This is a genomic window from Amycolatopsis sp. NPDC043887, assembly GCF_056435665.1.
The window spans coordinates 110868-137332 of sequence record NZ_JBWKEB010000008.1 but is presented as its reverse complement, the minus strand read 5'-3'; the positions used below and the strand labels follow the sequence as shown (position 1 = coordinate 137332).

Genomic DNA, 26465 nt, shown 5'->3' with positions numbered 1-26465 from the left:
TTCCGCGTCATTGAGCGCAACGGCGACCCGTGGTTCGTGGCCAAGGACGTCGCACACGTCCTTGGCATCCGGACGGACACCCTGCGTACGGTCCTCGATGCGGACGAGATTGCAGAGACCAACCCCGACAGTATTGGGGTTGCCCCTGGCGGCCGGAATCCGCTGGTGATCAACGAGCCCGGCCTGTACTCCCTCATCCTCCGCTCCCGTAAGGAGCGGGCGCGGGAATTCAAGCGCTGGATCACCCACGAGGTGCTCCCGGCCATCCGCAAGACTGAGGGCGTCTACGTAGCCCCCTGAAGCTCGCTACGAGGATGCCGATTCCCGGGGCTGAGCACCCTCTGTGGACGTCGTAGACCCCTGAGAGGGCAGGATACCGGTGGGGGATTACAACGCCTCTGGGAGCTTCCGCCCGGAGATGTTCCCTCCGGGCACTCATAGGGGTTACCCTCAATGTCGACACGGGGTTTCCCGCGGCGATGGGCTGTACCAATTTTGCAGACCAATCGTGCACGGCTGGGAATCTCCGTCGCTCTCACCTGCGCACATCACGCTCCGTCGATAGACCATAAAAGCAACTGTAATCGGGATTGGTCTAAAAAGGGCCTTCTAGTCCACTTGACACACTGTTAACCAGCGGTTATGAGGCGACACGCCCGGGATTCGGAGGTGACGCGACACGCCGTTGGAGTCGATCACCCGGAGGGCAGCGTCACCCCCTCTGACCTGCGAAAACACGGAGGGCCCCTATAGTTAGCTTTTAGCTGACTAGGGACAGCCCTCATCTACAGGATGTCTATACGGCCTGGAGGGCGTCAGCCCGTGAAGGCCGGATCGGGACATCTGACGAGAGCATCGCTGTACGGGACTAACCCATACGGGTGAACTTTCAGGGGTCGCTGTTGCGGGTTTCCGCGATGCAGCCTCATAGATACCTATAGATAGCTAACTAAAGTTGACTCAAGATAACTTGAGGTCATCCGGAGGTCATCCGCAGGATGATCCTCCGTAGTTAGCTAGAGCTAACTCAGGCTGACGAATACGTCTGTAGATACCCATGGGTTGAGCTACCCGGATGTTGTTCCGGGATGCTCCCGGGCTGACGCCCTCCGCATCCGGTCGACTGAGACAGCTCGGAGACGACCTAGATACCCCAAAACGGGTGACGTACACCACGGCTGTGTGCCGGATGTCAACAATGCAACTACATAGTAAGAATGTACGGGGTCAGAAAAGGCTGACCCCCTGAAAACTCCCGTCGGTCTGAGCCGACCCGATGCAACGGTGCCTCTCCTCGCCGTGGTCCGGGTATGGATCCCGACGGGGTTTAAACCTGAAGCCTAGCGACGTACAGCGGCTCAGCCCGGACGACATGACTGCCCACCGGGAACCAAACGGGCAGCTCTTATTCGACCTCCCCGCGATGGGTTGAGGTAGCTCGGAAGCGCTTCCGAGTGCTAGCAGGGACGGTCATCCCGTGGCTAGCTCCACTTCTCCCGATCGCTGACCGGTGATTCGGGCTATTCGCGCTGACCGTGCGCTGAACTAAGGAATTCTCAATGACCAAGAACCCTAACGACACTGTCATGCTCTCCGGCAACCGTATCGGCATTGTCATGGACTCGCCCACACATGGCCGACACGTCGCCGTCATCGACGCTGAGGATTACCCGCGGGTGGCGGGTTACCGGTGGTGGGTGGAGAAGAGCCGTCGGACCTTCTACGCCATGGCTAACTCTCGTCGTGAGGACGGCGCCCGGGGAAACGTCCGTTTGCACCGTCTCGTCCTGCCGGGTGCTGTCGAGATTGACCACATTGACCGGGATGGCCTTAATAACGTCCGCTCGAACCTTCGTGAGACGACCTCCCGAGACAACCTAATCAACCGTGCCACTTGGGGTACGTCCCCGTACCGGGGTGTTACCCGGCAACGGGGTTGTTGGAAAGCTCAGATCGCCTTCAACGGTACGGTTCGCTACCTCGGCCAGTTCGAGAAACCCGAGCATGCTGCCTACGCCTTCAATCAGGCCGCGTTCGTCCTGGGCTACCCCGAGTCGTCCATGAATGCCGACCTTCCGCCGTTGACGTACGACGAGGCCTTGGCTGTTGACCTCCGTCAGCTAGAAGCGCGTATCGACAAGCTTGCTGCCGACCTTGATCGGGCCTTCGAGTTGGCGGCCTGACCCCTCTGAGAGGCCCCCATGAGCAAGGCATGGCGTGAGGGCCATCGGCGGATGTCCGATTGGCGACGTACCCGGCTCATGGTCCTGGATAGGGACGGCTGGGTGTGCCGCAACTGTGGCAAGCAGATGACCCCGGGTACGCCTAAGAACGACCCTGACGCCCCTCAGGTCCATCACCTGAGGGGGTCTGAACATGGGGACGACCCTGCCTACTTGGTGGCCTGCTGTCGAGCGTGCAACCTGGCCATCGGTAGCCCGAAGTCCCAAGATCCCCAACCCCGACCTAGGACGAAGTGGTGACCGTGGATATCGAAAGGCTCGAAGCTCTCAAGCTGGAACTGTGTGAAGCCCTTGGATGTGACCCTCGGCGCATGGCGTCCGTTCACATCACAGGGGACGACATCACTGTCAAGTTGCATACCCGGCCAACGCCGGTGAGCAACGCAGACCAAAGGGGCAGTGTGCCCGAAGGCCCGTAGCAGGCCCTGAGGTGGCCTGTGCCGCGTCCTTGGCCATCGCAGGTAGTCAGGACCCCCCGGGGGTTTTCTGGGGCCAGTCGACTCCTGACATCCATGTCCCTGTGAACTCTCTCCCCGGAAGCCCTAGACCCGCGATCTCCGACCTCGAAAGGCGGCTTGAGCCGTGCTGTATCTGCCTGCTGACGGGCTGCTGTCTAAGTGGGGCTTCTACGATGGAGATGAGCCAGACAGCTATCTCGACTGGCTTGACGAGCGGCGTCTACCGTATCCCGCCGACTGGCACGCGGTTCTCCGCCACCTGGTACGTACTCGGCTGCTACCGATGATCGCCGACGACGTTGAGGTCTACGACATCGAGACGATCCACAACCCGATCCGGGCCAGCGAGGTCAACGGCGTCGAGATCGACGACTACGCCGACAACGACGGTGTTCTGCCCGACGTGGGCGTGACGGTTTCGTTTGAAGACGTCTACGGGGTGCAGCAGTCGATGACCCCCGAATCCGATAACCCACGATCAACGGAGGTGGCCCGTCGTGGCCTCTGAGCTGTACACCGAGGACCCGCGTACGGGTTGCTGGACACCCGCTGAGGGTGTCTCTGTCCAGGCCGTCTACGAGCGTTTCAGGGGCTTACTGCCCGCCGACGTCGTCCCCGAGGTCATCTGCGGGCGCGAGTGCGTCAACCCGGGGCACGTCCGCCCTGTTCGCCACATCAGCGTTAAGGACATCGCACGGGCCTTTGAGGTCCCGGTGGAAATGCTGACCCCGGCTGTCGAGTCGACACCTAAGCCCACGCCGGCCGCGCCTGTGAAGCGCGGGCCGGGTCGTCCTCGGAAAACCCGATGAGCCTGCACGACGCCGTCTGCGCGTCCATCGAAGAACTTGACCTCTCGCCGCGCGACCAAGGCGCGGCGGAGCTAGCCCGTGTCCTCGCCCGGGAAATCGACATCGAGAAATCCGGCCGTACGAAGGCCGAGCTAGCCGCCAAACTCCAGATTGCCCTAACGGCCCTGGGGCTGACCCCAGAGAGCCGGAAGGGAGACCCTGTTGCACCCACCGCTGGCAAGCTCTCCAAACTCCGGGCCCTCCCGACTCCTCGGGAAGCGTGAACCCAGATTATCCACTGAGCCGCTACGACCGCTAACCCCCGACACCAGTCGGGGGTTTTTGTTTATCGATTTCTGCCGAGAATTGGGCCGACCCCTGCTTCCGTGGCAGGAAGAGCTAGCCATTCGGGCGCTCGAACTCAAGCCCGACGGAGATTATCGGTTCCGCACGGTCATCGTTCAGGTGGCCCGGCAGAACGGCAAGTCCGAATTCTCGAAGCTGATCGCCCTGTTCAAGCTCTTCGTCGATGACGCCGGGTTGGTGTTGGGTGTCGCCCAGGACCTCTCGATTGCTAAAGAGGTCTGGGAAGGCGCTCTTGCGATCGCCTCAGGGTCCGAGGAGTTCAGCCAATATCTCACGAAACCCCGGTTCGCCAACGGTGACCTGTTCTTCGGCCTGACGGGTGGCGGTCGATACAAGATCTCCGCGGCCACCCGATCCGCCGGCCGCGGTCTCTCCGTTGACCATCTGACGCTAGACGAGATCCGCGAACACCGGGATTTCCTCGCCTGGTCTGCCCTATCGAAGACGACTACGGCCCGCCCGAATGCCCAAGTCTGGGCTATCTCGAACGCGGGTGACCGGTTCTCCGTCGTCCTTAACCAGCTCCGTGACGCCGCCCTGAGCGGCGCCGATCCGACCATCGGGTTGTTCGAGTGGTCAGCCCCGGAAAGCTGCGAGCTGGACGACCGCGAAGGCTGGGCACAAGCCAACCCGGCGCTCGGGTATCTCATCTCCGAGGAAACCATCCGGTCAGCTCTGGCCACCGACCCGCCGGACGTATTCCGCACCGAGGTCCTGTGTCAGCGCGTAGACGTCCTGAATGCCGCTGTCGACCCGGCAGCCTGGGAAGCAGCGAAGGACCCGCTAGGGGACCTCTCAGCGGCTCGTGATGCGGGCAAGGTGGCTCTCGGTGTGGACATCTCGCCCGACAACCTGCACGCCACCCTCGTGGCGGCTGGCGAGTCGGCTACCGGTAAGCCCCGGCTTGAGGTCATCGCAGCGTGGTCGTCGACTGAAGATCTCCGGAAGGAACTTCCGGGCTGGATCGATCGAATCAAGCCCCGTGCTATCGCGTGGTTGCCCGCTGGTCCTGCCGCCGCCGTGGCCTCGGGTCTTCGGGCGTTGCCCAATAACGTCGAAATCAAGGGGGCGGCCGTCGGTGAGGCTTGCCAGCAATTCGCCGACCTTGTGGCGACCCGAGGGCTTATCCACCCGGGTGACCCGCTGTTGGATGCCCACGTTCTGAATACGCAGCGATTCCATTCCGGCGACTCCTGGCGATTCGTTCGCAAGGGCGTTGGCCACGTCGATGCTGCCTACGCCGCCGCTGCTGCTTTGTACGCACTTCTCACCGAGCCTGAGCCTACCCCCGTGCCGCGCTCGCAAATCTTCTAAGGGAGCTTCAATGGCATGGTGGAATCCCCGGAGTTGGGGTAAAGACCCCAACCCGGAAGTTCAGACCCGAAGGATTACGTCGTTCGCGGGCTTCGAGTTGGCCGTAAATGGCGGGTATGCCGCTCAGCCGTCGGCCCTGGGGGCGTACCGCGGGGCCCTATCGACCCCGGGTGTATGGCGGGCGGCCACGCTGATTTCCGACACAGTGGCCGCGCTACCCCAGAAAGCCTACAAGGACGTCGGGGGCGGCCGGACCGAGGTCGTTCCTTCGATGTTGCTGGACCAGCCCTCGTACCCGCACACCCGGATTGAGACGTGGTCGAGCCTGATTCTCGACCTGGTCATGAACGGCAACGCGGTAGCCCTCATTGCAGCCCGCGACGAAGCGGGTACCCCGACGGCCATCGTCCCAATTCCGGCGTGCAGCGTCGGTGTCCGGCGTAAGAAGGATGGCACCCTCGAATACTCCTACCTGGGTCAGACCTACACCACTAACGAAATCCTTCATATTCGTGGACTCCACCAACCCGGAGACCTCCGCGGGTATGGCGTCCTTGAGACCCACTTCCGGACCCTGGCTCTCGCGGAGAACCTGACCAACCAGGCTCAGGACGTCGGTAAGGGTGTGCCTTCGGGTGTCCTTGAGTCCGACAACCCGGACCTAACCGCCGATGAGGCGGCCGACCTGAAGAGCAAGTGGCTCGAAAGTCAGGCCACGCGAACGGTGGCGGTTCTCAATTCGAGCACTAAGTTTACCCCGCTGGCCTGGAACCCGACGGATGCCCAGCTTCTGGAAACCCGGAAGTTCAACCTCGTCGAAATCGCTCTGATCTTCGGTGTTCCCCCGCACTTCCTCGCGGCTGAGAACGGCTCGGGGACTTATTCCAACGTCCAGCAAGAAGCGTTGAATCTGGTCAAGTACCACCTTCAGGGCTTCATTGCCCGCATTGAGCAGGCCCTAACCCAGCTTATGCCTAATGGAACCCGGGTCAAGCTCACTCTTGATGCCCTCCTTCGGGCCGACACGCTGACCCGCTATCAGGCCCACAACCTCGCGCTCACCTCCGGGTGGATGACGCCTAATGAGGTCCGGGCCCTTGAGGATCTGCCGCCGATTCCTGGCGGCGACGAACCCTATCGAAAGACGACCCCCGAAACCCCGGGAGAAGAGGTGAACCAGAATGACGACGAGTAACCTCTATCGGGTTTCCCAGGACGATTTTCAGATCCTCACCCGGGCTAGGGGTGGCGACGGTCGAACTGTGGCCGGTCGAGCCGTCCCGTACAACGTCGATCAGGTTATCAACCGGTCGCTGACCGAGCGATTCCAGAAAGGCGCCTTTGCTGCTCAGATTGTCGCGGGCCACCGTATCCCGTTTGCCCGTGGCCACATGGTCCAGGGCGGCACACTGATCGGTAAGACGATCCGGCTCGAAGAGCGGGAAGACGGCCTCTACGGTGAATGGCGGGTGTCTAACACTCCGGCCGGCGAAGAGACACTAGAACTCCTGAAAGACGGCGTTCTCGATCAACTGTCGATCGGTTTCCGTGAACTCCCGGGCGGCACCCGTCATCTGGGTGGCGTGGCTATCCGGACGAAGGCCCACCTCACTGAGGTCTCTGTGGTCATGAACGGCGCCTACGGCGAAAACGCCGTCGTCGAATCTGTTCGGGCCGAAGCGCCCGAAACCCCAAACCTGACTGCCGCGAGGAATGTCCTCGGCAGTCTCCCGGTGCTCCCTTCTTTCTGAGCCCGGCCAGAGGACACCCCGCACGCGGCACCCCTGATTAGCAGGCACCCCGCATTTAGGCGGCACCTCCTCGCGCGCATTTCCAAATTCCCCTTCTCTCTTTGGAGACATCTTGAGTAACGCCTACCTGGCTTCGCTGCGCGCTAAGTTCGACGAAGCCAAGACCAGCATTGAAGCTCTTCAGAATCGCGCGGTTGAAGAGAGCCGCGACCTGACGACCCACGAGCTTCGTTCGGTGACCGAGCTGGGCGAGACCGCTCAGAAGCTCGCCGACCAGATCAAGCCCCTCGCCGAGATCGAGACCCGCAACGCTCAGGTCACCGCGATGACCTCGAACATCCTCCCGGCAACCGAGGTTCGTACGTCGAGCACCACCACCCAGAACCGCGACCCCGGTCACTACCGCTCCGAGGCCGACGGCGGCCAGCGTTCTTTCTTCGCTGACCAGTTCCGCGCGAACGTCCTGCACGACGCGGACGCCGGTCGTCGGCTGGAAGAGCACTCCCGGGCCGTCACTCAGGCTTCGGGTGGTACGGGCATCGTGCCCCCGAAGTGGCTGATCGACGAGTACCAGACCATCGGCCGTCAGAACCGCGTCGTGGCCGACCTGGTTCGTCAGGTGCCGCTTGGTAGCGACCCCCGCCCGCTGATCCTGCCGAAGCAGACCGTGGGCACTGACGCCAACATCCTTTCGCAGTCGGCGGAAGGTGCCAACACCGCGGGCTGGGGTACCGACCGATACGAGACCGACAAGGACACCCTGACCCCGGTCACGAAGTCCGCGTACCAGGATGTTTCGCGTCAGCTCCTGGACAGCTCCTCGCCTGCCGTCGATGCCCTGATCTTTGGTGACCTGCGTGCCGCGTGGGATTCGGTCATTGAGAGCCTGGTGTGTGCGGCTATTCTCGCGGGCGGCACGGCAACCGGGACCACCTACGCCACCGAGGCGGCGTGGCTCGCGGGCGACCCGATCAACGGCGTCATCGACGCTCAGACGGCCGTTGCCGGTGACCTCCGTGGTACCGCCGACCTGGTCGTTATGAACTTCCGCCGCTTTGGTTCCTTCCGGAAGCTGGAAGACACGACCGGTCGCAAGCTGATGCCGGTCTCCCGCTACGGCCCGCAGAACGCTTCGGGTGCCCTCGGAAACCGCCTGATGGGCGACATTGAGGGTGTGGACGCTGTTGCGACCGCGGGTGTCCCGACCGCCTACGCGGAGAAGTACGCCGTCCTCCGCCGTAACGCCGTGATCCTGGGCGAGTCTGACCTTCTCCAGTTCACCTACGAGCAGGTCGTTGGTCCGTCGGCTGTCCGTATGGGCATCTGGGGCTACGTCGGCACCCTGGTTCGTAACCCGAAGTCGGTTTCGGTCCAGACGGTTACCGCTGCTGCCTGATCCATCCTCCTCCGGGGCACGGGCATTCAGCCCGTGCCCTTGGGGGCAACCCCTGGAGTACCAATGGATTGGCCGCCTACGCTCGCTGACCTTAAAGCCGACCTCAAGATCCCCGATACAGCAGATGATGACGTCCTCCAGACCAATCTAGACGCTGCTATCGACTTCGTCGTCCGCACCCGGTCCGACATCGACTACAGCGAATTCCCGTTGCCCGGTGCGAAAACTCCGACATCGGACCTCACCTTGGGTACGGTTCGCTTGGCAGGCCGATGGTTCACGCGTCGCCGTTCGCCGGAAGCCCTGATCGACGCGGGGGAAATGGGCTCGGCCCGGGTCCCCTCATTTGACCCAGACATCGATCGCTTGCTTCGCATCGGTCGCTTCCGTGGGCCGGTGATCGGGTGACCAACGTTCGTGAAGCCGTTGACGCCCTTGAGACCGCCCTGAAGACAGTTCCGGGTCTCCGGGTGTACCAGGACCCCGGGGCGACCGTTCAGGGCACCACGGGTGCCGTGATCACCCCGCCGTCTGTTGTGTGGGGTGCGTTCCGCGGTGAGCCGACCGAAGCGACCTTCGTTGTCCACCTGGTCGTCCCGTTTGACCAGTACGCCACGGCTCGTCTTTACGACCTGGTTGAGCCCGCCGTTGCGGCTATCGAAAACGACCCGGCTTTTGCCGTTACGTCGGCCTCTCCCGGCCTGCTTCAGCAAGGCGGGTCTCAGCTTCCTACCTACGCCCTCACCGTTGAAGTGGGGCTCTGACCCCTGGAGGGTTTATGCCTATGCAGGTTCGCCGTCTGAAGCTCTTGGAGCTGACGATTGGCACCGTTTCCGTTGAGTGCCAGTTGAACAGCTGGACGCTTGACCCCGGCACCCAGGACGGTGACCGGCTCTACACCTACTGCCCCGATGGCGTTGCGATCGCTGAGACCGACAACGAGCCCACCCTTCAGGTGAAGATCTTCGCCGATTGGCGAGCTACTGGGTTCAGCGACTTCGTGTGGTCCAACCCGAACACCGTCGTCAGCTTCACTCTCGACCATCACCCCGACGTTGCAGCGGAGCACGTCCGCTGGACCGGTCAGCTTCTGATCAAGCCTGCCCCCGTGGGTGGCGATGTCCGCGAGAACGAAGAGACCGAAATGACCTTCCAGGTTCTCGGTGACCCGGTCTACACGCGGGTTGGTGCGTAATGGCTCGTCAGTCTGTCACCACCCAGACCGTTACCCGGGCGGGCACCGTGCCCACTGCGGGTTCCCCGAACGTCGACGGAGACATCGTCGACACGGGCGCCTCGGTGTTCCTGATCCTGTCCAACACGGGCGCTAGCCCGGCCACGGTGGTCGTGCAGTCGCAGGCGACCTTTGACGGCCTTGCCGTTGAGGATCTGTCGGTGTCTCTTGCCGCGGGTGCTACCAAGGTCGTCGGCCCTATCTCGCCGACGACTTTCGGATTCCCGAAGGGCGACACCAACGCCGGCCGTGCGTTCGTCGACTACACGGGCACCGTTGCCGACCTCAAGCGCTCTGTCCTGAGTTTCTGACTCAACCCCTAATCAGCCCTTCCCGTGTCCCGGAGTCGTAGCCGGGGCACGGGTCGGGTGTCTACGACTGAAAGGCAATCCCTTGATTGAGTTCATCCTGACCCACGACGACGGCACCGAACACAAGGTCACCGCTAAGCCCCGCGACATTTTGCACTGGGAGCGTACGACCAAGGGCGCGAAGTTCAGCGACCTTGAGAAAGGCCTGACCCTCGAAACGCTGTACTCGATCGCCTACCTCGCGGCCAAGCGTAGCAATCTGAACATCGTTGATGGGCTCTCGAAGGACGAGTTTGAGAACACCTTCGATGTCCTCCCGACGGGTGGCGATGAAACGGACCCTACCCCCGAGGGAGTCTGACCCGAACGGTAATCGCGCTAGCGGTTGCTACGGGTGTAGCTCCCTCTCATTGGGCCGAGCTTGACGAGCGCGGTATTGCCACCGCCGTGCAAATCCTCGAAGAGCAGGAGAAGAAAGCTAGTGGCAAGTCCCCGGAGCCGGGATATGGCTCGGCCTCGAACGGCCAACCACAGTATTCCGGCTGATATTCGGGGAAGGACTCCATGGCGAAGACAGCGCTAACGGTCAAGATGCACATCGAGGGGGCCCGGGAAGTTCTCCGGGCTCTCTCGGTGCTGCCGAAGGATGCCCAAAAGGCTATCCGTGATCACTCAATGACGCTTGCTCGCAAGCTTGCCATCAAGGCCACCGTCGACATGGCGGCCCACGGCGGGCCACAAGGCCCCTTGCTGGCGACGACGGTCAAGCCCATAAGGGACCGTGTTCCGGCTATCCAGGTGGGCGGTACCCGGAAGCTCGGTCGAAATCGTGCACCCGCCTACGGGATGCTGTTCGGCTCCGTCTTCGGAATGAACGCTAGCTCTGGGTGGTACAACGCCACCCGGTATCGCAGTTCGACCGGTGACCAGTACCGCCCTCACCGTGGTCAGAACGCCTACGCCTTTTTCCCGCTAGTCGAACGTGAGGCCCCGACCATTTCCCGCGAGTGGAATGCCGCCGCGGACGACATCGTCAACAATTTCTCTAAAGGTGGTGAGTGATGGCCGCCGAACGCACAATCCGTATCAAGTTCGATGGGTCATCCGCCGGTCTAGTCGCGGCTGCCGCCGCGGCGAAAGCTCAGATCAAGGCGCTTGCCGACGACTCCAAGAAGCGCAGCCGTCAGCTGAATGACTTCGCTGCCACCATCGGTAGGGGCGCTAAAGCCTTCCTCGGCCTCGCAACCAACATGGCGAAGACAGCCAGTGTCGCTAACGCCCTGCCCGCTCTGGCCGCAGGCGTCGCCACCCTCGCGGGTGTCCTTCCGCTAGCCGTCGCTGGCGGGTTCGCCATGGCTGGCGTCATGGCGACCATGAAGCTAGGGGCAGACGGCGCCAAGCGAGCATTCGAGAAGCTAACGCCAACGCTGAACACAATGAAGTCCAGCGTCTCGGCAAGCTTTGAGAAGGCCCTCAACCCTGCTGTAGCAAACCTCGGAGTCCTTCTTCCGAAGCTGACGGGGGGATTCCAGCAGATCGCCGTAGCCATTGGCGGTATCGCCACCAAGGTCACGGGGATGCTCAAGACGTCGGCAGCGACGTCGCATCTTCAAGAGATCCTCTCCGGTACCTCTCGCGTTGTGCAGAATGTCGGCGCGGCCTTCGCCCCGCTGATTGCCGCGTTTATCCGTATCGGCGCGGTGGCAATGCCCATCCTGGCCCAGCTAACGGGTGGCCTGGGGTCTGCCGCCGAACGGTTCAACGCCTTCGTTCAACAGGCGGCCGACGACGGCAGTCTTGAAGAGTGGATTCGTGGCGCCGTTGAGGCCATCGGTCAGATCCTCGATGTGTTCAAGGATCTGGGCGGCATCGTCTCCAGTGTATTCGGTGCCATCGAGGACGCGGGCGGCGGATCGCTGGGCTTCATTGGCCCGCTCCTCAAGACGATTCGGGAATTCCTCGACTCTGCACAGGGTCATGACACCCTGGTTAGTTTCTTCGAGTCGCTGAACAGGGTCGCCGGCGTGGTGTCTCAGGTAGTCGGCTCGCTGTTGCGGGCTATCGCTCCTGCTATCCCGCCGTTGGCCTCCGCCTTCGCAGACCTGGCGACGACTGTCGGGTCAATGGTCATCCCGGTTATCGAGTTCCTGGCACCCGTGCTTCAGAACATCGCTAACTTCATCTCGCAGAATATGTCCTGGATTACCCCGCTGATCGTCGCTCTCGGCCTCTGGGCCGCGGCTCAGTGGCTAGTCAACTTCGCGATGTACGCGAACCCCATCGGGTTGGTCATCCTGGCTATCGTCGCACTGATCGCCATCGTCGCCACGATCATTACCTACTGGGAACCCATCGCGGGTTTCTTCGTGTGGCTCTGGAACGTCGTCAAGGACGCCGTTACCGTCGCCGCTCAATGGATCTGGCAGCGCCTCGTTGATGCCTGGAACTGGATTAAGAGCGTCTGGAGCGGGGTCACCGGGTTCTTCTCCGGCCTCTGGGACAGCGTCACGTCTGGTGTGACGAGAGCCAACCAGTGGATTCGAGACCGCTTCGCGGACGCCTGGAACTTCATTAGGGGTGTCTGGTCGGGCGTCGGAAGCTTCTTCTCCGGCATCTGGTCCAGCATCGGCAACGGCTTGAAGTCCGCTCTCAACGGAGCTATCAGGCTCCTCAACGGGGCTATCAACGGAATCAACAACATCACGGGTGCCGTCGGCATCCCGGGGATTCCGAACATCCCGTATCTGGCCAAGGGCGGCACGGCCCGCGCAGGCCGTCCGTACATCGTCGGCGAGAAGGGGCCCGAACTCTTCACTCCGGGTCAGACCGGTCGGGTTACCTCGAACGCTCAGACCTTCGGAGGCCCGAGGGAAATCACGATCAACCTTGACCTCGGCGCGGGAATCCAGCAACGCATTCAGATCGAACTAGACGAGAACGGCCGACAGATCGGCCGTGGAGTCGTGGCAGGAATTGGAGGTGTCCGGTGACCGTAAGCGCGTCGTATCTTGGCGATCTCTCCCGTGTCCGGGTGGGCTTCACGGGGCTGGACACTGCCGCCGATTACGCCATCGTGGAGCGGTCAACGGATGGCATCACTTGGACCACCGTTCGAGGCGGCGACACCGTTGCCGTCTCAGCGGGTGCCGGACACGTAGACGACTATGAATTCGTAGCCGGCGTCCTGAACACCTACCGCGTTACCGCCGTCGATGCCTCGGGCATTCAGGCCACAACCGCCGGTGTCTACACGACTGCGAATAACGCGCCCGTGATCCCGCCGTTGCCCTCCGGGCTCTACACCGGGATCATGATGATCCTGACGGCGACACACCAGAACACCGCGGCGACCGTGAACACCCCCACCGGGTGGACGTTATTGGCCGGAGGCGCTAGCCATTTCGCCACGTTCTACCGTGCATATCAGCCGGGGGACACGGCTCCAACGGTGACGTTCTCCGGCGGGTCAGCGGGTCAGTCGTGCTCGGCTGTCATCCGCGGGTTTACGAATGCTCAGCCCCCGGTACACGTAACGACGCAGACGAACGCATCCGCGCAGAACGTCAACTACCCGGGCAGCACCCAGCTGCATGACGGAATTGTCTTTCTGCTACACGAGTGGAAGCAGTCCAGCGGTACAGGCGTGTCATTACCGTTGGAGATGAACCCCGACCCTTGGGGCGGCTTCAACACAGCGGGTGCTAGCGCGGAATCTCAGGTCATCTGGCGAACGGTTCAGGACGCCTGGGAAACCATCATGGCGGGCACGTCCGCCTGGTCGGGTGGGTCAGCCGCGGTATCCAAGGCGCGGCTGATGTACATGCTTCCGAAGGCGTTCACCAACCAAGAGACAACGACCATCACGCCCACGCTCACGTCGGCATGGTTCAAGAACCCGTCTCGCCCAGCGTTGAATACCGCCGTCACCGTGACCAATATTAGCGACATCACCCGGCGGGCACGCTCGGGAACGTTCGATGTCATCGGCCGGACAATGCCTGTCGTTGTCTCGGATGTCATGTCCTCCCGCGCTCTGTCGCTAACGCTCATGGTGTCGGGACTCGAAGAGGCTGCCGAACTTGACGGCCGGCTAGCTGCCGGTGACCCCATCTTCATCCAAGCACCGACGGCTAATGCCGCGGTGCCCACGCTCTACGCCTCCGTAACCGGGTACACCGTGCGGAAGACGTCGATGCGTGGTGTACGTCGGTTCTTCGATCTCGACCTAGTCGAGGTCGCTGCCCCGGCATCAACGGTCTACGGCGACACCTACGTGTATGCCGACGTGGTCAACGACTTCGCTTCCTATAACGACGTCTTGGCCAACGTGACGGACTACTTCCAGCTCATAGACCGAGTTTCTACCTCGTCCATCATCGTGCCCTAAACCTGGAGGTCTAGTGAGGCCAGTTTCTGACACCTTCCTGGCCACCCTCCGGGGGGCTCACCAGATGGTTGCACGTGTAACCCTGGTGAGCCCCGGGCAGACGGGCGTTGAGCCCGTCGGAATTCCCATCCCGGGGGTGAGCAACGAAGGCCGTCTTCCCATCCTCGGCGGAGACGTTACCGTCGACACCACCGCCGATATTCAGACGACGCTAGATCTCACCACGAATTACCCGTGGCCTGCCGACTCGACCGCCCCCGGTACACCGTACGGTCAAGAGCTTTACGTTGAACGTGGTGTCAAGTACGGCAATGGTACTACGGAATGGGTCGGCCTAGGATACTTCCGGATCGACACTGTCGAGCAGACGGGTCGCCCTGACGCCAATATTCGTATTTCCGGGTCTGACCGCATGGCGTCGGTCAAGGACGCCCGTGCACCCGCGCCCGAACAGTTCTCCTCGACGGCGTCGGTGGGTGCGTTAATTGACTACGTTGTTCAATCAGCTATGCCCGAGGGGCATGTGCTGATATCGGTCTACGACTGGGACGCGTATACCGACTTGATTGGCACCGTCCAGATCTTGGACGAAGACCGCTTGAGGTTTGTTCAAGACATCGTAGCTAGCCGCGGCAAGGTAATGTATTTTGACTACGCCGGACGCCTTCAGGTGAAGGATGCCCCGTCGGTCAACTCAGCCCCGGTATGGACCGTAGACAAGGGCCGTAATGGGGTCCTGGTTGCGATGAACCGCAAGCTCTCCCGAGACCAGGTCTACAACAAGGTGGTCGCCCGAGGCGATGCTACGGGCGAATTGCCCCCTGTTCAGGGGGTCGCATTCGACAACGACCCAAGCTCCCCCACCTACTGGAATGGACCCTTCGGGAGGGTTACCCGGTTCTATACGTCGTCTTTCATTAAGACTACGAGTCAGGCCAACTCCGCCGCCGCCTCGATGCTCGCCCGGGTTACCGGGTTGCCCTACGTCGTCTCTTTCCAGTCTGTTCCCAATCCGGCTCTTGAGGGCTTCGACGTCATTGCGCTGAAATTCGACGACGTCGAAGGCGTGGAGAACCACATTCTAGACCGCATCACGTACGCTCTCACCCCTGACGGGGCGATGGCCGCTGACACAAGAAAGCAGACCCTGTAATGGACGCCCAAGGAATAGCCCGACTGATGACAGCAGGGAACCAGCGTCCTACCGGGGGCGACCAGTACACGGGCGTTATTCTGACGTGGGATGAGGCATCCGGCGTCAACTCGGTAAACGTCAGCGGTGTCCCCATGAGCAACCTTCGGGTTATCCAATCCGGTATCGGCGTTGCCTACCAGCCGGGTGACACGGTTCTGGTTCAGTGCAAGGGCTCCCAGTATTACATCCTTGGACGAATCGGAGCCCCCGGAGCCGGCGCGGCTAACCAGATCCAATCCAGCCGGGTGGCTGCCCAGCGGACCTTGCCGAATAACGGGGCCTTCGCTGATGCCCCAACATCACCCGGACCATCAGTGACTATCTGGATCGGCTCCTCAAGGCGCTGCCTTGTTATTCACTCGGTAGAAGTCGTCATCTCGGGCGCTGTCTCCATAACCGAGGATGCCACAGCACACCAGGCCGTTCAGGTCACCGGTGCGTCAACGTTGGCCGTGGAAACCGCGGTTACCAATGCTTTCCTAGGCGGCATGTCCGGACTAAACGGTAGCGCCACCGCATCAACGCTAGTGACTGCGGCTAACGGACTTAACGAAGGCTTCAACACCTTCACGTGCAAATATAAGGCCACCGCGGCGGGCGCCCAACTGGTGTTGGTCAACAACCGAGTTCTTACCGTCATCCCCTTCTAACCCTTCGGGTTCACTTTCTTAGAGAAAAGGTGCCACCGTGCCCTCAACTCCCACATGGGGACTTCCGTACCCCACCGGCACCGATATCCCCGACGTCCCCGCGGATATCGCCGCCCTCGCGAACGCTACAGAGAATGCCTTCGACACGGTTGATGCCACCGCGCGCACCCATGGGTGGGTTGGTGGTGTTGCCGGAAACACGGACACGGGGATCACTACTACTGAAGCCGTGTTCATCTCGGCCCCGTTCACAGCGGTCAGCGGACGCCGGTACAAGCTCACGGCCGATTTCGTGTACTACCAGAACGCGGGTACAGCGGGTAACAACCTGTATTCCCGCGTGCGGGTAATCGCCGGAGGAACACCCACTGCCACGGGCGGGACTATGGTCCGTGGTAAGTTGCTCAACACCCCCCCAACCACCTTGTACATGGGTATCCCCGCAACCCTCGTAGGGACGTGGGTCGCTCCGAGTTCTGGAACGTTTACAGCATCCCTGACGTTCAAGACGTCGGCTAGCACGATGCGCGTATCGGGTGGGGCTGACTCCAGCTATGAACTCATCATCGAAACCGCTGGAATCTGATATGCCGGACACCGAAGAACCGGGTTTCCTTTTGCGGATGATCCTGGACAAGCTAGACAGCCTGGGAGACCAGCTCAGCGAGCACATTACCGATACGGGGACCCGGGTGGCGGTGCTGGAGCACCGCCTCACTGAGGCAACTATCGAGATCGAGGAATTGAAGACGGCCCGGAAGGACGACAAGAAGACTTCGGCCTCCACGCGGCTGTCCATCGCCCTGGCCGTATTCGCAATCCTGGGCTCCCCTCTCGCTGCCATCCTGATCAAGTAAGGAAACTAATGGCTTACTGGCTCGATTATTCGGCGGGCACCCTGCCCGCCTCGACCATTAAGGCGGCCGGGTATGAGGGTGTGATCCGGTATACGACCGCCCCGCACCTGATGAATCCTCCGGGACGAAACCCCAAGCACACGACCAAGGCCGAGTTCGACGATCACCGCCGGAACGGCCTCAAGATCCTGCTCGTATTCCAGGGCGGCACCACGGATGCGGATACCGGTTGGGGCGGCGGCGTGGCTAACGCCAAGCTCGCCTTGGCCGGGGCCAACTACCTCGGGTACACGGGCCCAATCTTTTTCTGCAACGACCGAACCACGGTTCCGAATCCCGCCGCTTGGCGTTCGTATCTGGACGGGGCCGCCTCGGTCCTCGGTAGATCCCGGGTCGGCGCCTACGGCTTCGGCAACGCCATGGACTTCGCCGTTGGTCATGCCTCCTGCTTCTGGCAGGCCGGACGACGGTCGGACGTTCGCGCGCACGTGAACTTTTGGCAGGACAACAACACTCAAGTCAAGGTCGGCGGGATCACCTGCGACCGAAACCTTCCGCTCGTGCCGATGGGCGGGGAAACGGATGACGACATGCCCAGCGCTAAGGAAATCGTGGACGAGCTGATGTCCCGCGGCATCGGCGTCGGCGAGCCGGAGAAGGGCACGCTGCCCTTCAGTACTCACGTCCGGTACACCCAGTTTGACGCGGCCAAGGCCGCGGCCGGCGTCAAGGTCCTTGAGACGAAGCTCGCCGCCCTTGAGGCGAAGGTCTCGACCGGTGGCGTCGACCTGGACGCCCTGGCGGCCAAGGTGGCCGCTCTGGCTCCGGCCGTTGACTACGCCGCCCTCGCGAAGGCCGTAGCCGACGAGGACCACCGCCGGTCGGCCGAGTGATGGCCTTCGTCCGCAAGTACGCCAAGGCCGTCCTCGCGGCGGCCTTCGGGCTGTCGCCCGCGGCCGTCGTCGGCCTTCTGGCAGCCTTCGGTGTCCACCTCGACGTCAACACCGTGGCCGCTGTCCTGGGCGGCCTGAGCCCGCTCCTGGCATCCCTCGGTGTCGCTGTCGGCCCCGCCAACCAGCAGTAAGCACAGAAGCCCCCTACCTAGCCATCGCGGCCGGGTAGGGGGCTTTTCGTCGTTTCAGGGCTAGGTGGTGGTCTGACCGTCGGTCGCCTTGCGAGCCCGCCGTTTGTACATGCGGTCTCCAAGGGAGCCTTCGGGGTATGGGCTGACCACGAGGCCCTGAGCCTCCGCTTGCCGACGCTGGATCTCAGTCTGCTTGGCGATGTTGCGACGTTTCTTCCGGCCGAACACGGTACCTCCATAGCCCGATGGTTGTCCCTGTAGTCGCTCGGCTGTCGGCGGGTGTTACGGGTCAAGCCGAGCAAGCTTCCGCCGACGCTGAGCCCACTCCGCACGGCGCCAGTCCTCCGGAAGTTCGTCTATCGCCTCTCGGGCGATCCTGGAGGCTGCTTCGTGGTCCCCCAGTGCGTGGAGAACGAACGCCCGTTGACCGTGGAAGAATGACGGGACATACCAATAGCCCGATGAGGGCAGATCCTCGGGGTCCTCGGGTAGTTCGCCGACCAAGCCGTCCGCCGTCCGGAGTGTTCTCAGTGCGTCCGCTTTCTGGCCGTCCTTTGCCAGCACTTCGGCCCGCTGAAACTCGGTGTACGTCCGAAGGCCGACGTTCACCCGGGCATCACGGCTGGCTGCTTCGTTCAACGCTTCGGCCGACCGTAGGTCTCCTCGACGAAGGTTGCGGTACGCCCCGAAGGACAAGGCCAGGGCTAGCCTCTCCGGGTCGTTAGCCTCGATGGCAAGCACGCTAGCCCGGTCTAGATGCTTACGGGAATCCTCCCAGTGCGCCAACGGGATGGCCAACCACCCGAGGTACTGTTCTAGCTCGGACACCAGGCCGACCGCCTCACGGCGGACAGGACCGCGGGCGTTGTCGGCTAGCCTCGTAGCCACCGCGCGCTGAGCCCGGACCATGGGTAGCACATCCGCCACCCCGGTGGCGTCTTCCAGCCGGCGAACGCTGGCAAGGACGTCAGCCACAGCCTGAATCGACTGCAAGTCGGTGGGTACGCGGCCTGAGAGGGCCGCAGAGAGGCGGTCGTCTTCCGGCGGGGGGCCAAACCCTAGTTCCGACTCGGACGCACCCAAAACGGCACACAGGGCAGCCCGAACGATGGCCCCGGGGCGCCGCACTACACCCCGTTCCAACTTGCCGAGGTGGTTCCCGTCAAAGGCGGATGCCCTGCCCTTCGGGTCGTTCCGGGTTATCCAGTCGCGGACGAGTCCGGCCATCTCGTCCCGCCCCATGGGGACACCAGGATAGGCCCGCGAGGACGTCATCTCGCGGGCCGTCCGGAGTCGGTCATTGGGTGTCAGGGCCACAAGGTCAGTCTACGGCTTCCCGGGTCTTCCCTGTGATCTTCCCTGGGCGGAGAGTCACCCACCCGCAACGCTCGGAACATGGCTAAGAAGCGCATATCCTGGGAACGATTCCCGGCGGACCGGGCGGGGGATCTTGCCGGACGTCGAGTGACCCTGATCCGTCAGGGCCGTCGGGAAGAGGGCACGGTCATGGCTTATCAACACTATGTCGCCGCCTACACGGTGCCCGTGCGGCTGGATAATGGGAAATGGACAGCGGCCCCCGTATCGGAGGTACTATTCATCCCCGGATAACTCTTTGATTTCGACAATAAGAGGTTTCCTCTGACGCATGATGACACCGAAACGCACCTCACGGCGCCGAAGCTCTTCCGAGAAATCCTCTAGTGACAGTTTATCCACCCGTTCTTGCCATGTCTCACCGGTGGGTATTCGCTCAATTCGGCCTTCCTGGGGCGGCAGGGCCTCCAATTCGTCCAGGCGGTTTTCTAGTTCGCTACGCCGCGCCCGAAGGGCGGCGCGGTTGGCATCAGGGCTAACCAGTTCGTTCGCTATCTGCGTGAGTTCGACTCGGCACAACGCGATATCCTGGGCCGTCGTATCTGGGTGAACAACAACGTCATAAACGGGCTCAGCCCCATGAATACGAACGAATTCAATTACAGCAAGCTCTAAAAGTATATCCTCTCTGATTTTCAGTCCATGACCCTCCCGGCAATACATGTAGGCGTTGCCGCGATCACGGCGAACCCAGAGGGATCGCAAGCATTCGGCGCAGAATACGATGCTGGAAAGTGGGCCACTGCGAGCCCGTTGCACGGGTGGGCGATCCAATATCAATTGCACCCGGGCGAACAGCTCCGGGTCCACCAGTGCGGGCGCCGGCGGCTGCCCAAGGCCGATATAAAGCGGGTTGCTGAGAATAGCCCTCACCACCTGACGACGCCAAGGACCCCCATTGGGTGCCGAGACCCCCTCCTCTGTCAGGCGCCTGGCAATCACGGTCGGGGCTACTCTGTCGGCGGCCATCGCGAACATTCGCCGGATCACCGGAGATGTAGTCGGGTCCTCCTCGTATTTCTTCTCCGAATTCAACCGGTAGCCATGACCGACCGTGCCGCCGACCGACCGACCTTCCGCCCTTAGCTTGGCCCGTGCATCGGCGGACATCTCGATACTGGCCGTCCGGGCCATCTCGGCGAAGACAGCCGCTAGCGCAATGAACGCCTTGGCGTACGGCCCCGCACTGTCCAGACCGTCAGCCACCGTAACCAGGCGCTTACCGCGGGCTTCAAGCCACTGTAGGAGCATCAGGGTATCTAGGGCATTCCTGCCCACCCGGTCGAGTCTCCAGGCAACCATGGTGTCCCAGGTCCTCGGCGGGTGGTCGGTCAGCCACAAGCTGAGTTGGGGTCGCTCGAACGGCGACATAGACCCGCTCACGCCAAGGTCAACGGCCTGCCCGACCACTTCCCCTTGATGGACTTTGGCCCACCGGTCGACATGGTCACGCTGACGCTCTGGCGACGTCGTCACATCACTGAGCTGGGACAACCGGACCACGGACAATATTCGTAACGTCATGGTCACGATACTAGCAGATTCGACGTTTCGGCTTGTCGGTGGTGACGACACTGCCCGCGCCCACCACCACGTCATCCCCGATGGTCACTCCGGCACAGACGATGACGCCACCGCCGAACCAGACGTTGTCCCCGATGGTGATCGGCGCGGCCGACTCCCAGCGCTGCCGCCGCAGTTCGTGGTCCTCCATGGGATGCAGCGCGGTCAAAAGCTGGCAGCGCGGGCCGATCGAGCAGTCAGAACCGATCTTGATCGGCGCGCAGTCGAGCAGGATGGCGTCGTAGTTGAGGAAACTGTTGGCGCCGATCTCGATCAGATAGCCGTAGTCGCACTGGAACCGCGGCATGATCCAGGAGCCCTCGCCGAGCTTTCCCAGCAGTTCGCGCAGAATCGTGTCCCGCTCACCGGTCTCCTCGGCGCCCGTGCCGTTGAACCGGTCGACGAGTGCTTGCGCGCGCCTGCGGTCCGCGACCAGTTCGGGGTCGTTGTCCCGGTACAGCTCGCCGCGCAACATGCGGTCCTTTTGCTCACCCGTGCCGCCAACCTACCGAAAAGCGTCCTGCCGGCGAGCCTCCCGAGGAAAGCCACCGACAGGACGGGTGAATGCTTGCGGAGCGTTCTTCAGTTGTGTCGATCGGTTTCCGGGTAGGGCCGGCCCGGCGGATGGGTGAGGTGTAGGGGGGACCCGCCGGGCCGGAGTATCTTCCTTTCTCTTCGCAGGTTCCTGCTTCCGCTTCAGGGCGTCATTCGCGGCACTGACGGCCTTCGTTGACGCAGTCGACGAGACGATCCATGATCCGGTCCGGCATCACGTTCGCGAAATCGTCGTGATCGGAGAAGGGGTTGTGGTCCTCTTCGGGGAACGAGTCCACTTTGTACTGTCCGGCGAGCTGAACTCCTCGCGGGATCTGGTAGGTCAGCGAGATGGTGAGCTCCGGGACGGCGGTGAGACCGTTCGCGCATTCGCCGTTCTCGTCGGGGTACTTGATGTGATCCCGGTGATTTTCGCTGTCGATGTTGTCGCCGTCGAGACAGCTCGGGAACGTGTGCACCCGCTTGACGTCACTGCCCTCGGGGCAGATCGGGTACTGCTTGATGAGCCTGTTCTCGAAGCCCGTGCAGGTCCAGCTCTCCCGCGCGTTGGCGGGACCGTTCGTGGAGACCTTCGCGTCGCCGTAAAGGATCCGGAGGAACTTCGGCATCTCCTTCACCTTCTCCCTGGCGTTGCCCTTGAAGGTGATGTCGACGACCGCGGGGCGCTGGATCTCGCCGTCGTTGCCGGCGAGTTCGTTGTCCGCGTTCGGCTCGTCCAACTGCACCTGTTCCCGCTGGTCGTTCCGGTCCCGGCGATTCCGTTCGCCATCGCGACCCTGCTGTCGTCCGGCTTCTTCGTCGGTATCGATCCGCACCACCGGCCAGAAGTACGTCGACTCGTCGCCGTTGCGACAGGTGGTGCCGGCGCCCAGCAGGCTGTCGTTGTCCGAATCCGCGTTCGTGGAAAGGTTTCCGACGTAATCGTGCAGATGCTGGGCACCATTGCGGACACCCGGCTGCGCGATGAAGTTGTCGGGATTGAAATGCCCGTTCTCGTTCCGGCCGCAGTCGACGGTGAACGAGCCGGTGGAGGCGTTCCGGCCCGGCTCCGGCTTGTCGACGTTCGGCCTGACCTCGGTGATGTCCACGAACTGCGACTTGTCCACCTCGTCCGCGGCGGCGCGTTCGGGGTCGCCGGTCGTGGTGGACACCACCAGACCACCGACCGCGATCGACAAGCCCAGCAACGCGGTCGCGATCTTGGTCCTGCGGGCGATCCGATGGCGCCCTTGATTTCGTGCCATTAGCTGCTCACCTCATTCTTTTCCGGGCGCGCCGATCACTCGAACCCGGGCATGAGCCACGCATTTGTCGAATACGCCGATTACCGCATTCGTGGCGAACCCTTCTGTTCGCCCGCCGATTCAGATCCGGCTACTGGGGAATACGGCGCCCGCCGAGGATCGGTTCAAAACGCGATCCGGCCGTTATCTTTCCGTTATAAGACTACCGGCGCACGATGGCGAGCACGGTGCCGTCCCACTTGTGGACCTCGAAGCGTTCGATGTCGGCCTTCCGCAACGCCGTCGAACCGCTGATGACGAGGGGAGCAGGCGAACCGGGGACGCCGTACCCCTTGGCCGGCACGCTCCAGTTGTTGACGGCGTAGGCCTCTCCGCCGTGGGAGTAGGCGACAAGCTGGCAGGTCATCGGGCCGACGAGGCCGCGCAGTTCGAGTTCGACGGCGCTGCCCCACTCCTTCTCCTGCACCGTGACCTCGGCGGCGACCGCGTTGCCCGCCTCGGACCAGCCGAACGGGGCGGCGCCGCCGTCCGGACCCGTCTCACGTTCCCGCGACGACGACGGAGGCGGTGGCACCACCGACGTGACGACGGTGGGCGCGGCCTGTGTCACGACCGGTTCACGGTCGGTGAGCGAAAGGACGGCGAGCGGTCCGCCGACGACGAGCACGAGTACGGCGGCGGCCGTGGCGAGCCGGATGACCTTACGGCGACGGCCCGCCTTGGCCGCGTCCGCGAGCAGCATCCGCAGCACCCGCGGGCCCGGACCCTTCACGGGCGGATCCGGCCAGCTCTTCTTGACCATGTCGAGAATGTCGGGCAGGTGGTACATCTCCACCAGCTCGACCTGACACTCGGGACACTCCAGCAGATGCGCTTCGAACCTGGCGTGGTCCTCCTCGCCCAGGACGCCGAGCACGTAGGCGGCGATGTCCGTATGGACAGCTCCGGACACCTCGCTCACCCCCGCTCCTGCAACGCCCTGCGCAACGCGCGCACAGCGTGGTGGATCCGCGATTTCACCGTACCCGGCGGAACCCCGAGCGTCGCCGCGACCTCGTTCACGGTGCGGTCACGAAGATAGGTCTGCTGAACGGCCTCGCGTTGTTCCGGGGAAAGATTGCGCAGGGCCTCGTAAACGATCATGGCCGCGAGCGTCTTCTCCGATTCGTCCGGCACTCCGATCGAATCCGACTCCAGTTCCTCCACCTCTTGAGGGCGGGCGCTCCGGCTCCGCCAGCCGTCGATGACGATGCGCCTGGCCACGGTGAACAGCCAGGCGCGCAGCATTTCCGGCTGCCGGTCGAGTTTGCCGGCGTTGCGCCACGCCTTGATGAGCGTCTCCTGGACCACGTCCTCGGCCCACTGGCGATCGTGGCCGGTCAGCTTCAGCACGAACGCCATCAGGCTGGATCCGAACTCCTGGTACAACGCCCTGATGAGGTCGTCATGCCCGTTCGACGCGGGTTCATGATCGACGATTGGCTGCAGTATCCGAGAGTGGCGTCCCACGCGGCACATCTTTGTGGGCTCAGGGGCGATAAGTCCAGCACCAAAACCGTTCCGGCCAGGTTCTCCGAGCGTGGGAAAGTTTTTTGAACCGTTTCCCGCTCGTGACCGTATCCCCTACCGAAGACCCCGACCCGGCGCTGTCCCCCGCATCGCCGAATCCACTGTGGATCATGATTGTCCATAGTGGACTTAAACCTGCCTGCACACCATCTCCCCGCGGTGATGGCGTACTCCTCTGGCCCCGACAGGAGGATTTCCGTGAACCCCGTGTCACGCTCGGTCATACCTCTGACTCTCACCTTGGCCGCGGTCGCGCTGGCCTCGGCCTGTACCACCGGTACCGCGGGACCGAACGGCTCTCCCGGCGCGGCCTCGACCGCCGGTACCGGGCAGATCCCGGGAATGCCCGACCCCGCGGCCGAACCCGCCCCCGGTGTCACGGCGGCGATCCTGTTCGACCTCGGGCCGATCGTCACCGACACCAACGGTTTCACGCTTTACCGCTACGACAAGGACACGGTGAATCCGCCCAAGTCGAATTGCACCGAAACCTGTTCTCGGACCTGGATTCCCGCCAAGACCGGCGGCGACCTCGAGGTCACCGGGATCGATCGCGCCCTGGTCGGCAGCGTGACCAGGGAAGACGGCACCGAGCAGGTCACGCTCGCCGGCTGGCCGCTCTACCGCAACGCCAACGACGCGATGCCCGGCAACACCGGCGGGCAAGGTGTCGACGACGCGTGGTTCCCCGCCAAGCCGGACGGCACGAAAGTGCTGCTCACCGCGGACACCTGGCAGGCCGATGACCTCGGCATCTGACCTCCCCAGACCCGTCCGCCCGCTGCTCGTCCTGCTGATCGCGGCCGTGGTGAGCCTGTTCGGCCCGGTCGGCGACGCGCACGCACAGGACCTGTCCGCGGCGGACAAGAACCTGATCGTCAACGTCAAACTGGCCGGGTTGTGGGAAATGCCCGCCGGGATGTGGGCGCAGGAACGCGGGAAGAGCAAGCGGACCCGCGAAGTCGGCCGGACGTTGATGATCGACCATGGCAGGCTCGACACCGCGACGCACGCCATCGCCGACCGGTTCGGCATCGCCCTGCCGTCCGAGCCGTCGGATCAGCAGTCCGCGTGGCTCGGCGAGATGAAGGCCGCCCGCGACGACAGCGAGTTCGACCGTATCTTCGCCAACCGGCTCCGGTACGCGCACGGTGTGCTGTTCCCCGTCATCGCGCAGGTCAGGGCCGGTACCCGCAACGACGTCGTCCGTGACTACGCCACCACGGCCAACCAGGCGGTGCTGCGGCATATGACCCTGCTGGAGAGCACCGGCGTCGTCGACCAGTCGCTGATGCCGGAAGCCCCGGTGCCGCAGTCGAATTCGGCCAACGCCGCGATGGACGTCGGCTTCGGCGACCTCGCGCTCGGCCTGCTGCTCGCGGTGGTGCTCGGCGGCGGACTGTTCTTCGCCGTCCGGACCCTGCGCAGCAAGAACACCCGGACCCGCGACCGCGCGGCCACCACCGAACCCGATCCGGTTCCCAGTGCCCCAGGAGAGAACAATGTATGACCAGTGGTCCGAGGTGGTGATCGTGCTGACCCAGAAATCGGACACCGACCCCGGCATCAAGGGCATGGCGCAGACCTCCGCCCGGATCTCGTACGGCTTCATGTGCCTCACCCTGTGCTGGGGCGTGCTCACCGCGACCGGCTGGATCAAGTCGCTGACCGGGCGGAAGGCACTGCGCAACTCGCATATGGTGCTCGGCATCCTGACGTTGTCGTTCGGCGTCGTGCACGCGATGTCGTTCCTGTTCCTGCCCGACGGATTCACCCTGGCGCAAGTCACGATCCCGCTCCTGCCGGGCACCCTCGCGCGGCACGAACTCGGCGTCATCGGGCTCGAGGTCATGCTCGCCGTCGCGCTCACCGGCGGCATCAGCCGCTTCAGTTCCTACCGGCGCTTTCTGTGGATCCACCGGCTCGCCTATCCGGCGGTCGCGATCACCGCGTTGCACGCGTTCTTCGGGGCCATGGCCAACGGGCATCTGGGCCTGCTGTGGTTCGGCGGGATCACGCTGCTGGTCCCCGCGGTGCTGCTGACCGCGCTGCGGTTCACGCCGACCCGGTACCTGGAACGGCTGGGCCTGGTCGAAGAACTGGTCTGACGACTTGGAGAACGA

Annotated in this window: 31 protein-coding genes; 25 read left to right on the top strand and 6 right to left on the bottom strand. The window is 63.0% G+C overall.

The genetic code is table 11. The features are described 5' to 3' along the window. Positions 1–9: 9 nt before the first annotated feature. The 22 genes from AC069H_RS22355 (at position 10) to AC069H_RS22250 (ending at position 18034) form a co-directional block, all read left to right on the top strand. A complete protein-coding gene (locus tag AC069H_RS22355) occupies positions 10–300 on the top strand; it encodes a BRO-N domain-containing protein (protein WP_478233859.1) in 291 nt (96 codons plus the stop codon). Between the two features lie 1259 nt (positions 301–1559). Further along, positions 1560–2183, top strand: a complete 624-nt coding sequence (locus AC069H_RS22350) for an HNH endonuclease (RefSeq protein WP_478233693.1) — start codon at positions 1560–1562, stop codon at positions 2181–2183. Between the two features lie 642 nt (positions 2184–2825). After that, positions 2826–3209, top strand: coding sequence for a hypothetical protein (locus AC069H_RS22345; protein ID WP_478233692.1), 384 nt, complete (start codon positions 2826–2828; stop codon positions 3207–3209). A gap of 297 nt (positions 3210–3506) precedes the next feature. Continuing rightward, complete coding sequence (locus tag AC069H_RS22340) at positions 3507–3773, top strand: terminase small subunit (protein ID WP_478233691.1); 267 nt, start codon at positions 3507–3509, stop codon at positions 3771–3773. A gap of 58 nt (positions 3774–3831) precedes the next feature. Then, positions 3832–5169, top strand: coding sequence for a terminase (locus AC069H_RS22335; protein WP_478233690.1), 1338 nt, complete (start codon positions 3832–3834; stop codon positions 5167–5169). Between the two features lie 10 nt (positions 5170–5179). Then, complete coding sequence (locus AC069H_RS22330) at positions 5180–6364, top strand: phage portal protein (RefSeq protein WP_478233689.1); 1185 nt, start codon at positions 5180–5182, stop codon at positions 6362–6364. Further along, positions 6351–6920 carry an HK97 family phage prohead protease gene (locus tag AC069H_RS22325; protein ID WP_478233688.1) on the top strand — a complete coding sequence of 190 codons (570 nt, stop codon included), beginning with the start codon at positions 6351–6353 and terminating at the stop codon, positions 6918–6920. The genes AC069H_RS22330 and AC069H_RS22325 overlap by 14 nt, the downstream gene beginning before the upstream one ends. Positions 6921–7032: 112 nt before the next feature. Then, positions 7033–8316, top strand: coding sequence for a phage major capsid protein (locus AC069H_RS22320; protein WP_478233687.1), 1284 nt, complete (start codon positions 7033–7035; stop codon positions 8314–8316). 63 nt (positions 8317–8379) lie between these two features. Next, positions 8380–8724 carry a phage head-tail connector protein gene (locus AC069H_RS22315; RefSeq protein ID WP_478233686.1) on the top strand — a complete coding sequence of 115 codons (345 nt, stop codon included), beginning with the start codon at positions 8380–8382 and terminating at the stop codon, positions 8722–8724. Continuing rightward, a complete protein-coding gene (locus AC069H_RS22310; RefSeq protein WP_478233685.1) occupies positions 8721–9080 on the top strand; it encodes a hypothetical protein in 360 nt (119 codons plus the stop codon). The genes AC069H_RS22315 and AC069H_RS22310 overlap by 4 nt, the downstream gene beginning before the upstream one ends. Positions 9081–9100: 20 nt before the next feature. After that, entirely contained in the window at positions 9101–9511 is a 411-nt protein-coding gene (locus AC069H_RS22305; protein WP_478233684.1) for a hypothetical protein, read from the top strand. Beyond that, a complete protein-coding gene (locus AC069H_RS22300; protein ID WP_478233683.1) occupies positions 9511–9861 on the top strand; it encodes a hypothetical protein in 351 nt (116 codons plus the stop codon). The genes AC069H_RS22305 and AC069H_RS22300 overlap by 1 nt, the downstream gene beginning before the upstream one ends. A gap of 82 nt (positions 9862–9943) precedes the next feature. After that, a complete protein-coding gene (locus tag AC069H_RS22295; protein ID WP_478233682.1) occupies positions 9944–10222 on the top strand; it encodes a hypothetical protein in 279 nt (92 codons plus the stop codon). A 203-nt stretch (positions 10223–10425) separates the two neighbouring features. Then, positions 10426–10923, top strand: coding sequence for a hypothetical protein (locus AC069H_RS22290; RefSeq protein WP_478233681.1), 498 nt, complete (start codon positions 10426–10428; stop codon positions 10921–10923). After that, on the top strand, positions 10923–12851 hold the full coding sequence (locus AC069H_RS22285; protein ID WP_478233680.1) for a phage tail protein: 1929 nt from the start codon (positions 10923–10925) through the stop codon (positions 12849–12851). The genes AC069H_RS22290 and AC069H_RS22285 overlap by 1 nt, the downstream gene beginning before the upstream one ends. Then, positions 12848–14248, top strand: a complete 1401-nt coding sequence (locus AC069H_RS22280; protein ID WP_478233679.1) for a hypothetical protein — start codon at positions 12848–12850, stop codon at positions 14246–14248. Before AC069H_RS22285 ends, AC069H_RS22280 begins: the two co-directional genes overlap by 4 nt. A gap of 136 nt (positions 14249–14384) precedes the next feature. Continuing rightward, positions 14385–15401, top strand: a complete 1017-nt coding sequence (locus AC069H_RS22275; protein WP_478233678.1) for a DUF5047 domain-containing protein — start codon at positions 14385–14387, stop codon at positions 15399–15401. A gap of 26 nt (positions 15402–15427) precedes the next feature. Continuing rightward, a complete protein-coding gene (locus tag AC069H_RS22270) occupies positions 15428–16093 on the top strand; it encodes a hypothetical protein (RefSeq protein ID WP_478233677.1) in 666 nt (221 codons plus the stop codon). 37 nt (positions 16094–16130) lie between these two features. Then, the gene (locus tag AC069H_RS22265) at positions 16131–16679 is read left to right on the top strand and encodes a hypothetical protein (RefSeq protein ID WP_478233676.1); all 549 of its coding nucleotides are present in this window, start codon (positions 16131–16133) and stop codon (positions 16677–16679) included. A 1-nt stretch (position 16680) separates the two neighbouring features. Then, a complete protein-coding gene (locus AC069H_RS22260; protein ID WP_478233675.1) occupies positions 16681–16950 on the top strand; it encodes a hypothetical protein in 270 nt (89 codons plus the stop codon). Between the two features lie 8 nt (positions 16951–16958). Then, positions 16959–17843, top strand: coding sequence for a glycoside hydrolase domain-containing protein (locus tag AC069H_RS22255; RefSeq protein ID WP_478233674.1), 885 nt, complete (start codon positions 16959–16961; stop codon positions 17841–17843). After that, positions 17840–18034, top strand: coding sequence for a hypothetical protein (locus AC069H_RS22250; RefSeq protein ID WP_478233673.1), 195 nt, complete (start codon positions 17840–17842; stop codon positions 18032–18034). Before AC069H_RS22255 ends, AC069H_RS22250 begins: the two co-directional genes overlap by 4 nt. Positions 18035–18316: 282 nt before the next feature. Here AC069H_RS22250 and AC069H_RS22245 read toward each other — a convergent pair whose 3' ends face one another. The 6 genes from AC069H_RS22245 to AC069H_RS22220 all read right to left on the bottom strand — a co-directional run bounded on the left by AC069H_RS22245 (position 18317) and on the right by AC069H_RS22220 (position 24282). Beyond that, positions 18317–19351: an XRE family transcriptional regulator gene (locus tag AC069H_RS22245; protein WP_478233672.1), complete on the bottom strand. Its 1035-nt coding sequence runs from the start codon at positions 19349–19351 to the stop codon at positions 18317–18319. A 276-nt stretch (positions 19352–19627) separates the two neighbouring features. Continuing rightward, the gene (locus AC069H_RS22240) at positions 19628–20935 is read right to left on the bottom strand and encodes a recombinase family protein (RefSeq protein ID WP_478233671.1); all 1308 of its coding nucleotides are present in this window, start codon (positions 20933–20935) and stop codon (positions 19628–19630) included. Positions 20936–20945: 10 nt separating this feature from the next. After that, positions 20946–21449, bottom strand: a complete 504-nt coding sequence (locus AC069H_RS22235) for a sugar O-acetyltransferase (RefSeq protein WP_478233670.1) — start codon at positions 21447–21449, stop codon at positions 20946–20948. 229 nt (positions 21450–21678) lie between these two features. Further along, positions 21679–22773 carry a DUF1996 domain-containing protein gene (locus AC069H_RS22230; protein WP_478233669.1) on the bottom strand — a complete coding sequence of 365 codons (1095 nt, stop codon included), beginning with the start codon at positions 22771–22773 and terminating at the stop codon, positions 21679–21681. 202 nt (positions 22774–22975) lie between these two features. Next, entirely contained in the window at positions 22976–23734 is a 759-nt protein-coding gene (locus AC069H_RS22225) for an anti-sigma factor family protein (RefSeq protein ID WP_478233668.1), read from the bottom strand. Beyond that, complete coding sequence (locus AC069H_RS22220; protein WP_034317190.1) at positions 23731–24282, bottom strand: sigma-70 family RNA polymerase sigma factor; 552 nt, start codon at positions 24280–24282, stop codon at positions 23731–23733. Before AC069H_RS22220 ends, AC069H_RS22225 begins: the two co-directional genes overlap by 4 nt. A gap of 258 nt (positions 24283–24540) precedes the next feature. On the opposite strand from AC069H_RS22220, the gene AC069H_RS22215 reads away from it, so the two are divergent. Genes AC069H_RS22215 through AC069H_RS22205 form a run of 3 tightly spaced genes read left to right on the top strand, consistent with a single transcriptional unit; the run spans position 24541 to position 26450 of the window. Continuing rightward, positions 24541–25101 (top strand): hypothetical protein, encoded by a 561-nt coding sequence (locus AC069H_RS22215; RefSeq protein ID WP_478233667.1) that lies wholly within the window; start codon positions 24541–24543, stop codon positions 25099–25101. Then, complete coding sequence (locus AC069H_RS22210) at positions 25085–25852, top strand: DUF4142 domain-containing protein (protein WP_478233666.1); 768 nt, start codon at positions 25085–25087, stop codon at positions 25850–25852. Before AC069H_RS22215 ends, AC069H_RS22210 begins: the two co-directional genes overlap by 17 nt. Next, on the top strand, positions 25845–26450 hold the full coding sequence (locus AC069H_RS22205; RefSeq protein WP_378445258.1) for a ferric reductase-like transmembrane domain-containing protein: 606 nt from the start codon (positions 25845–25847) through the stop codon (positions 26448–26450). Before AC069H_RS22210 ends, AC069H_RS22205 begins: the two co-directional genes overlap by 8 nt. Positions 26451–26465 lie beyond the last annotated feature (15 nt).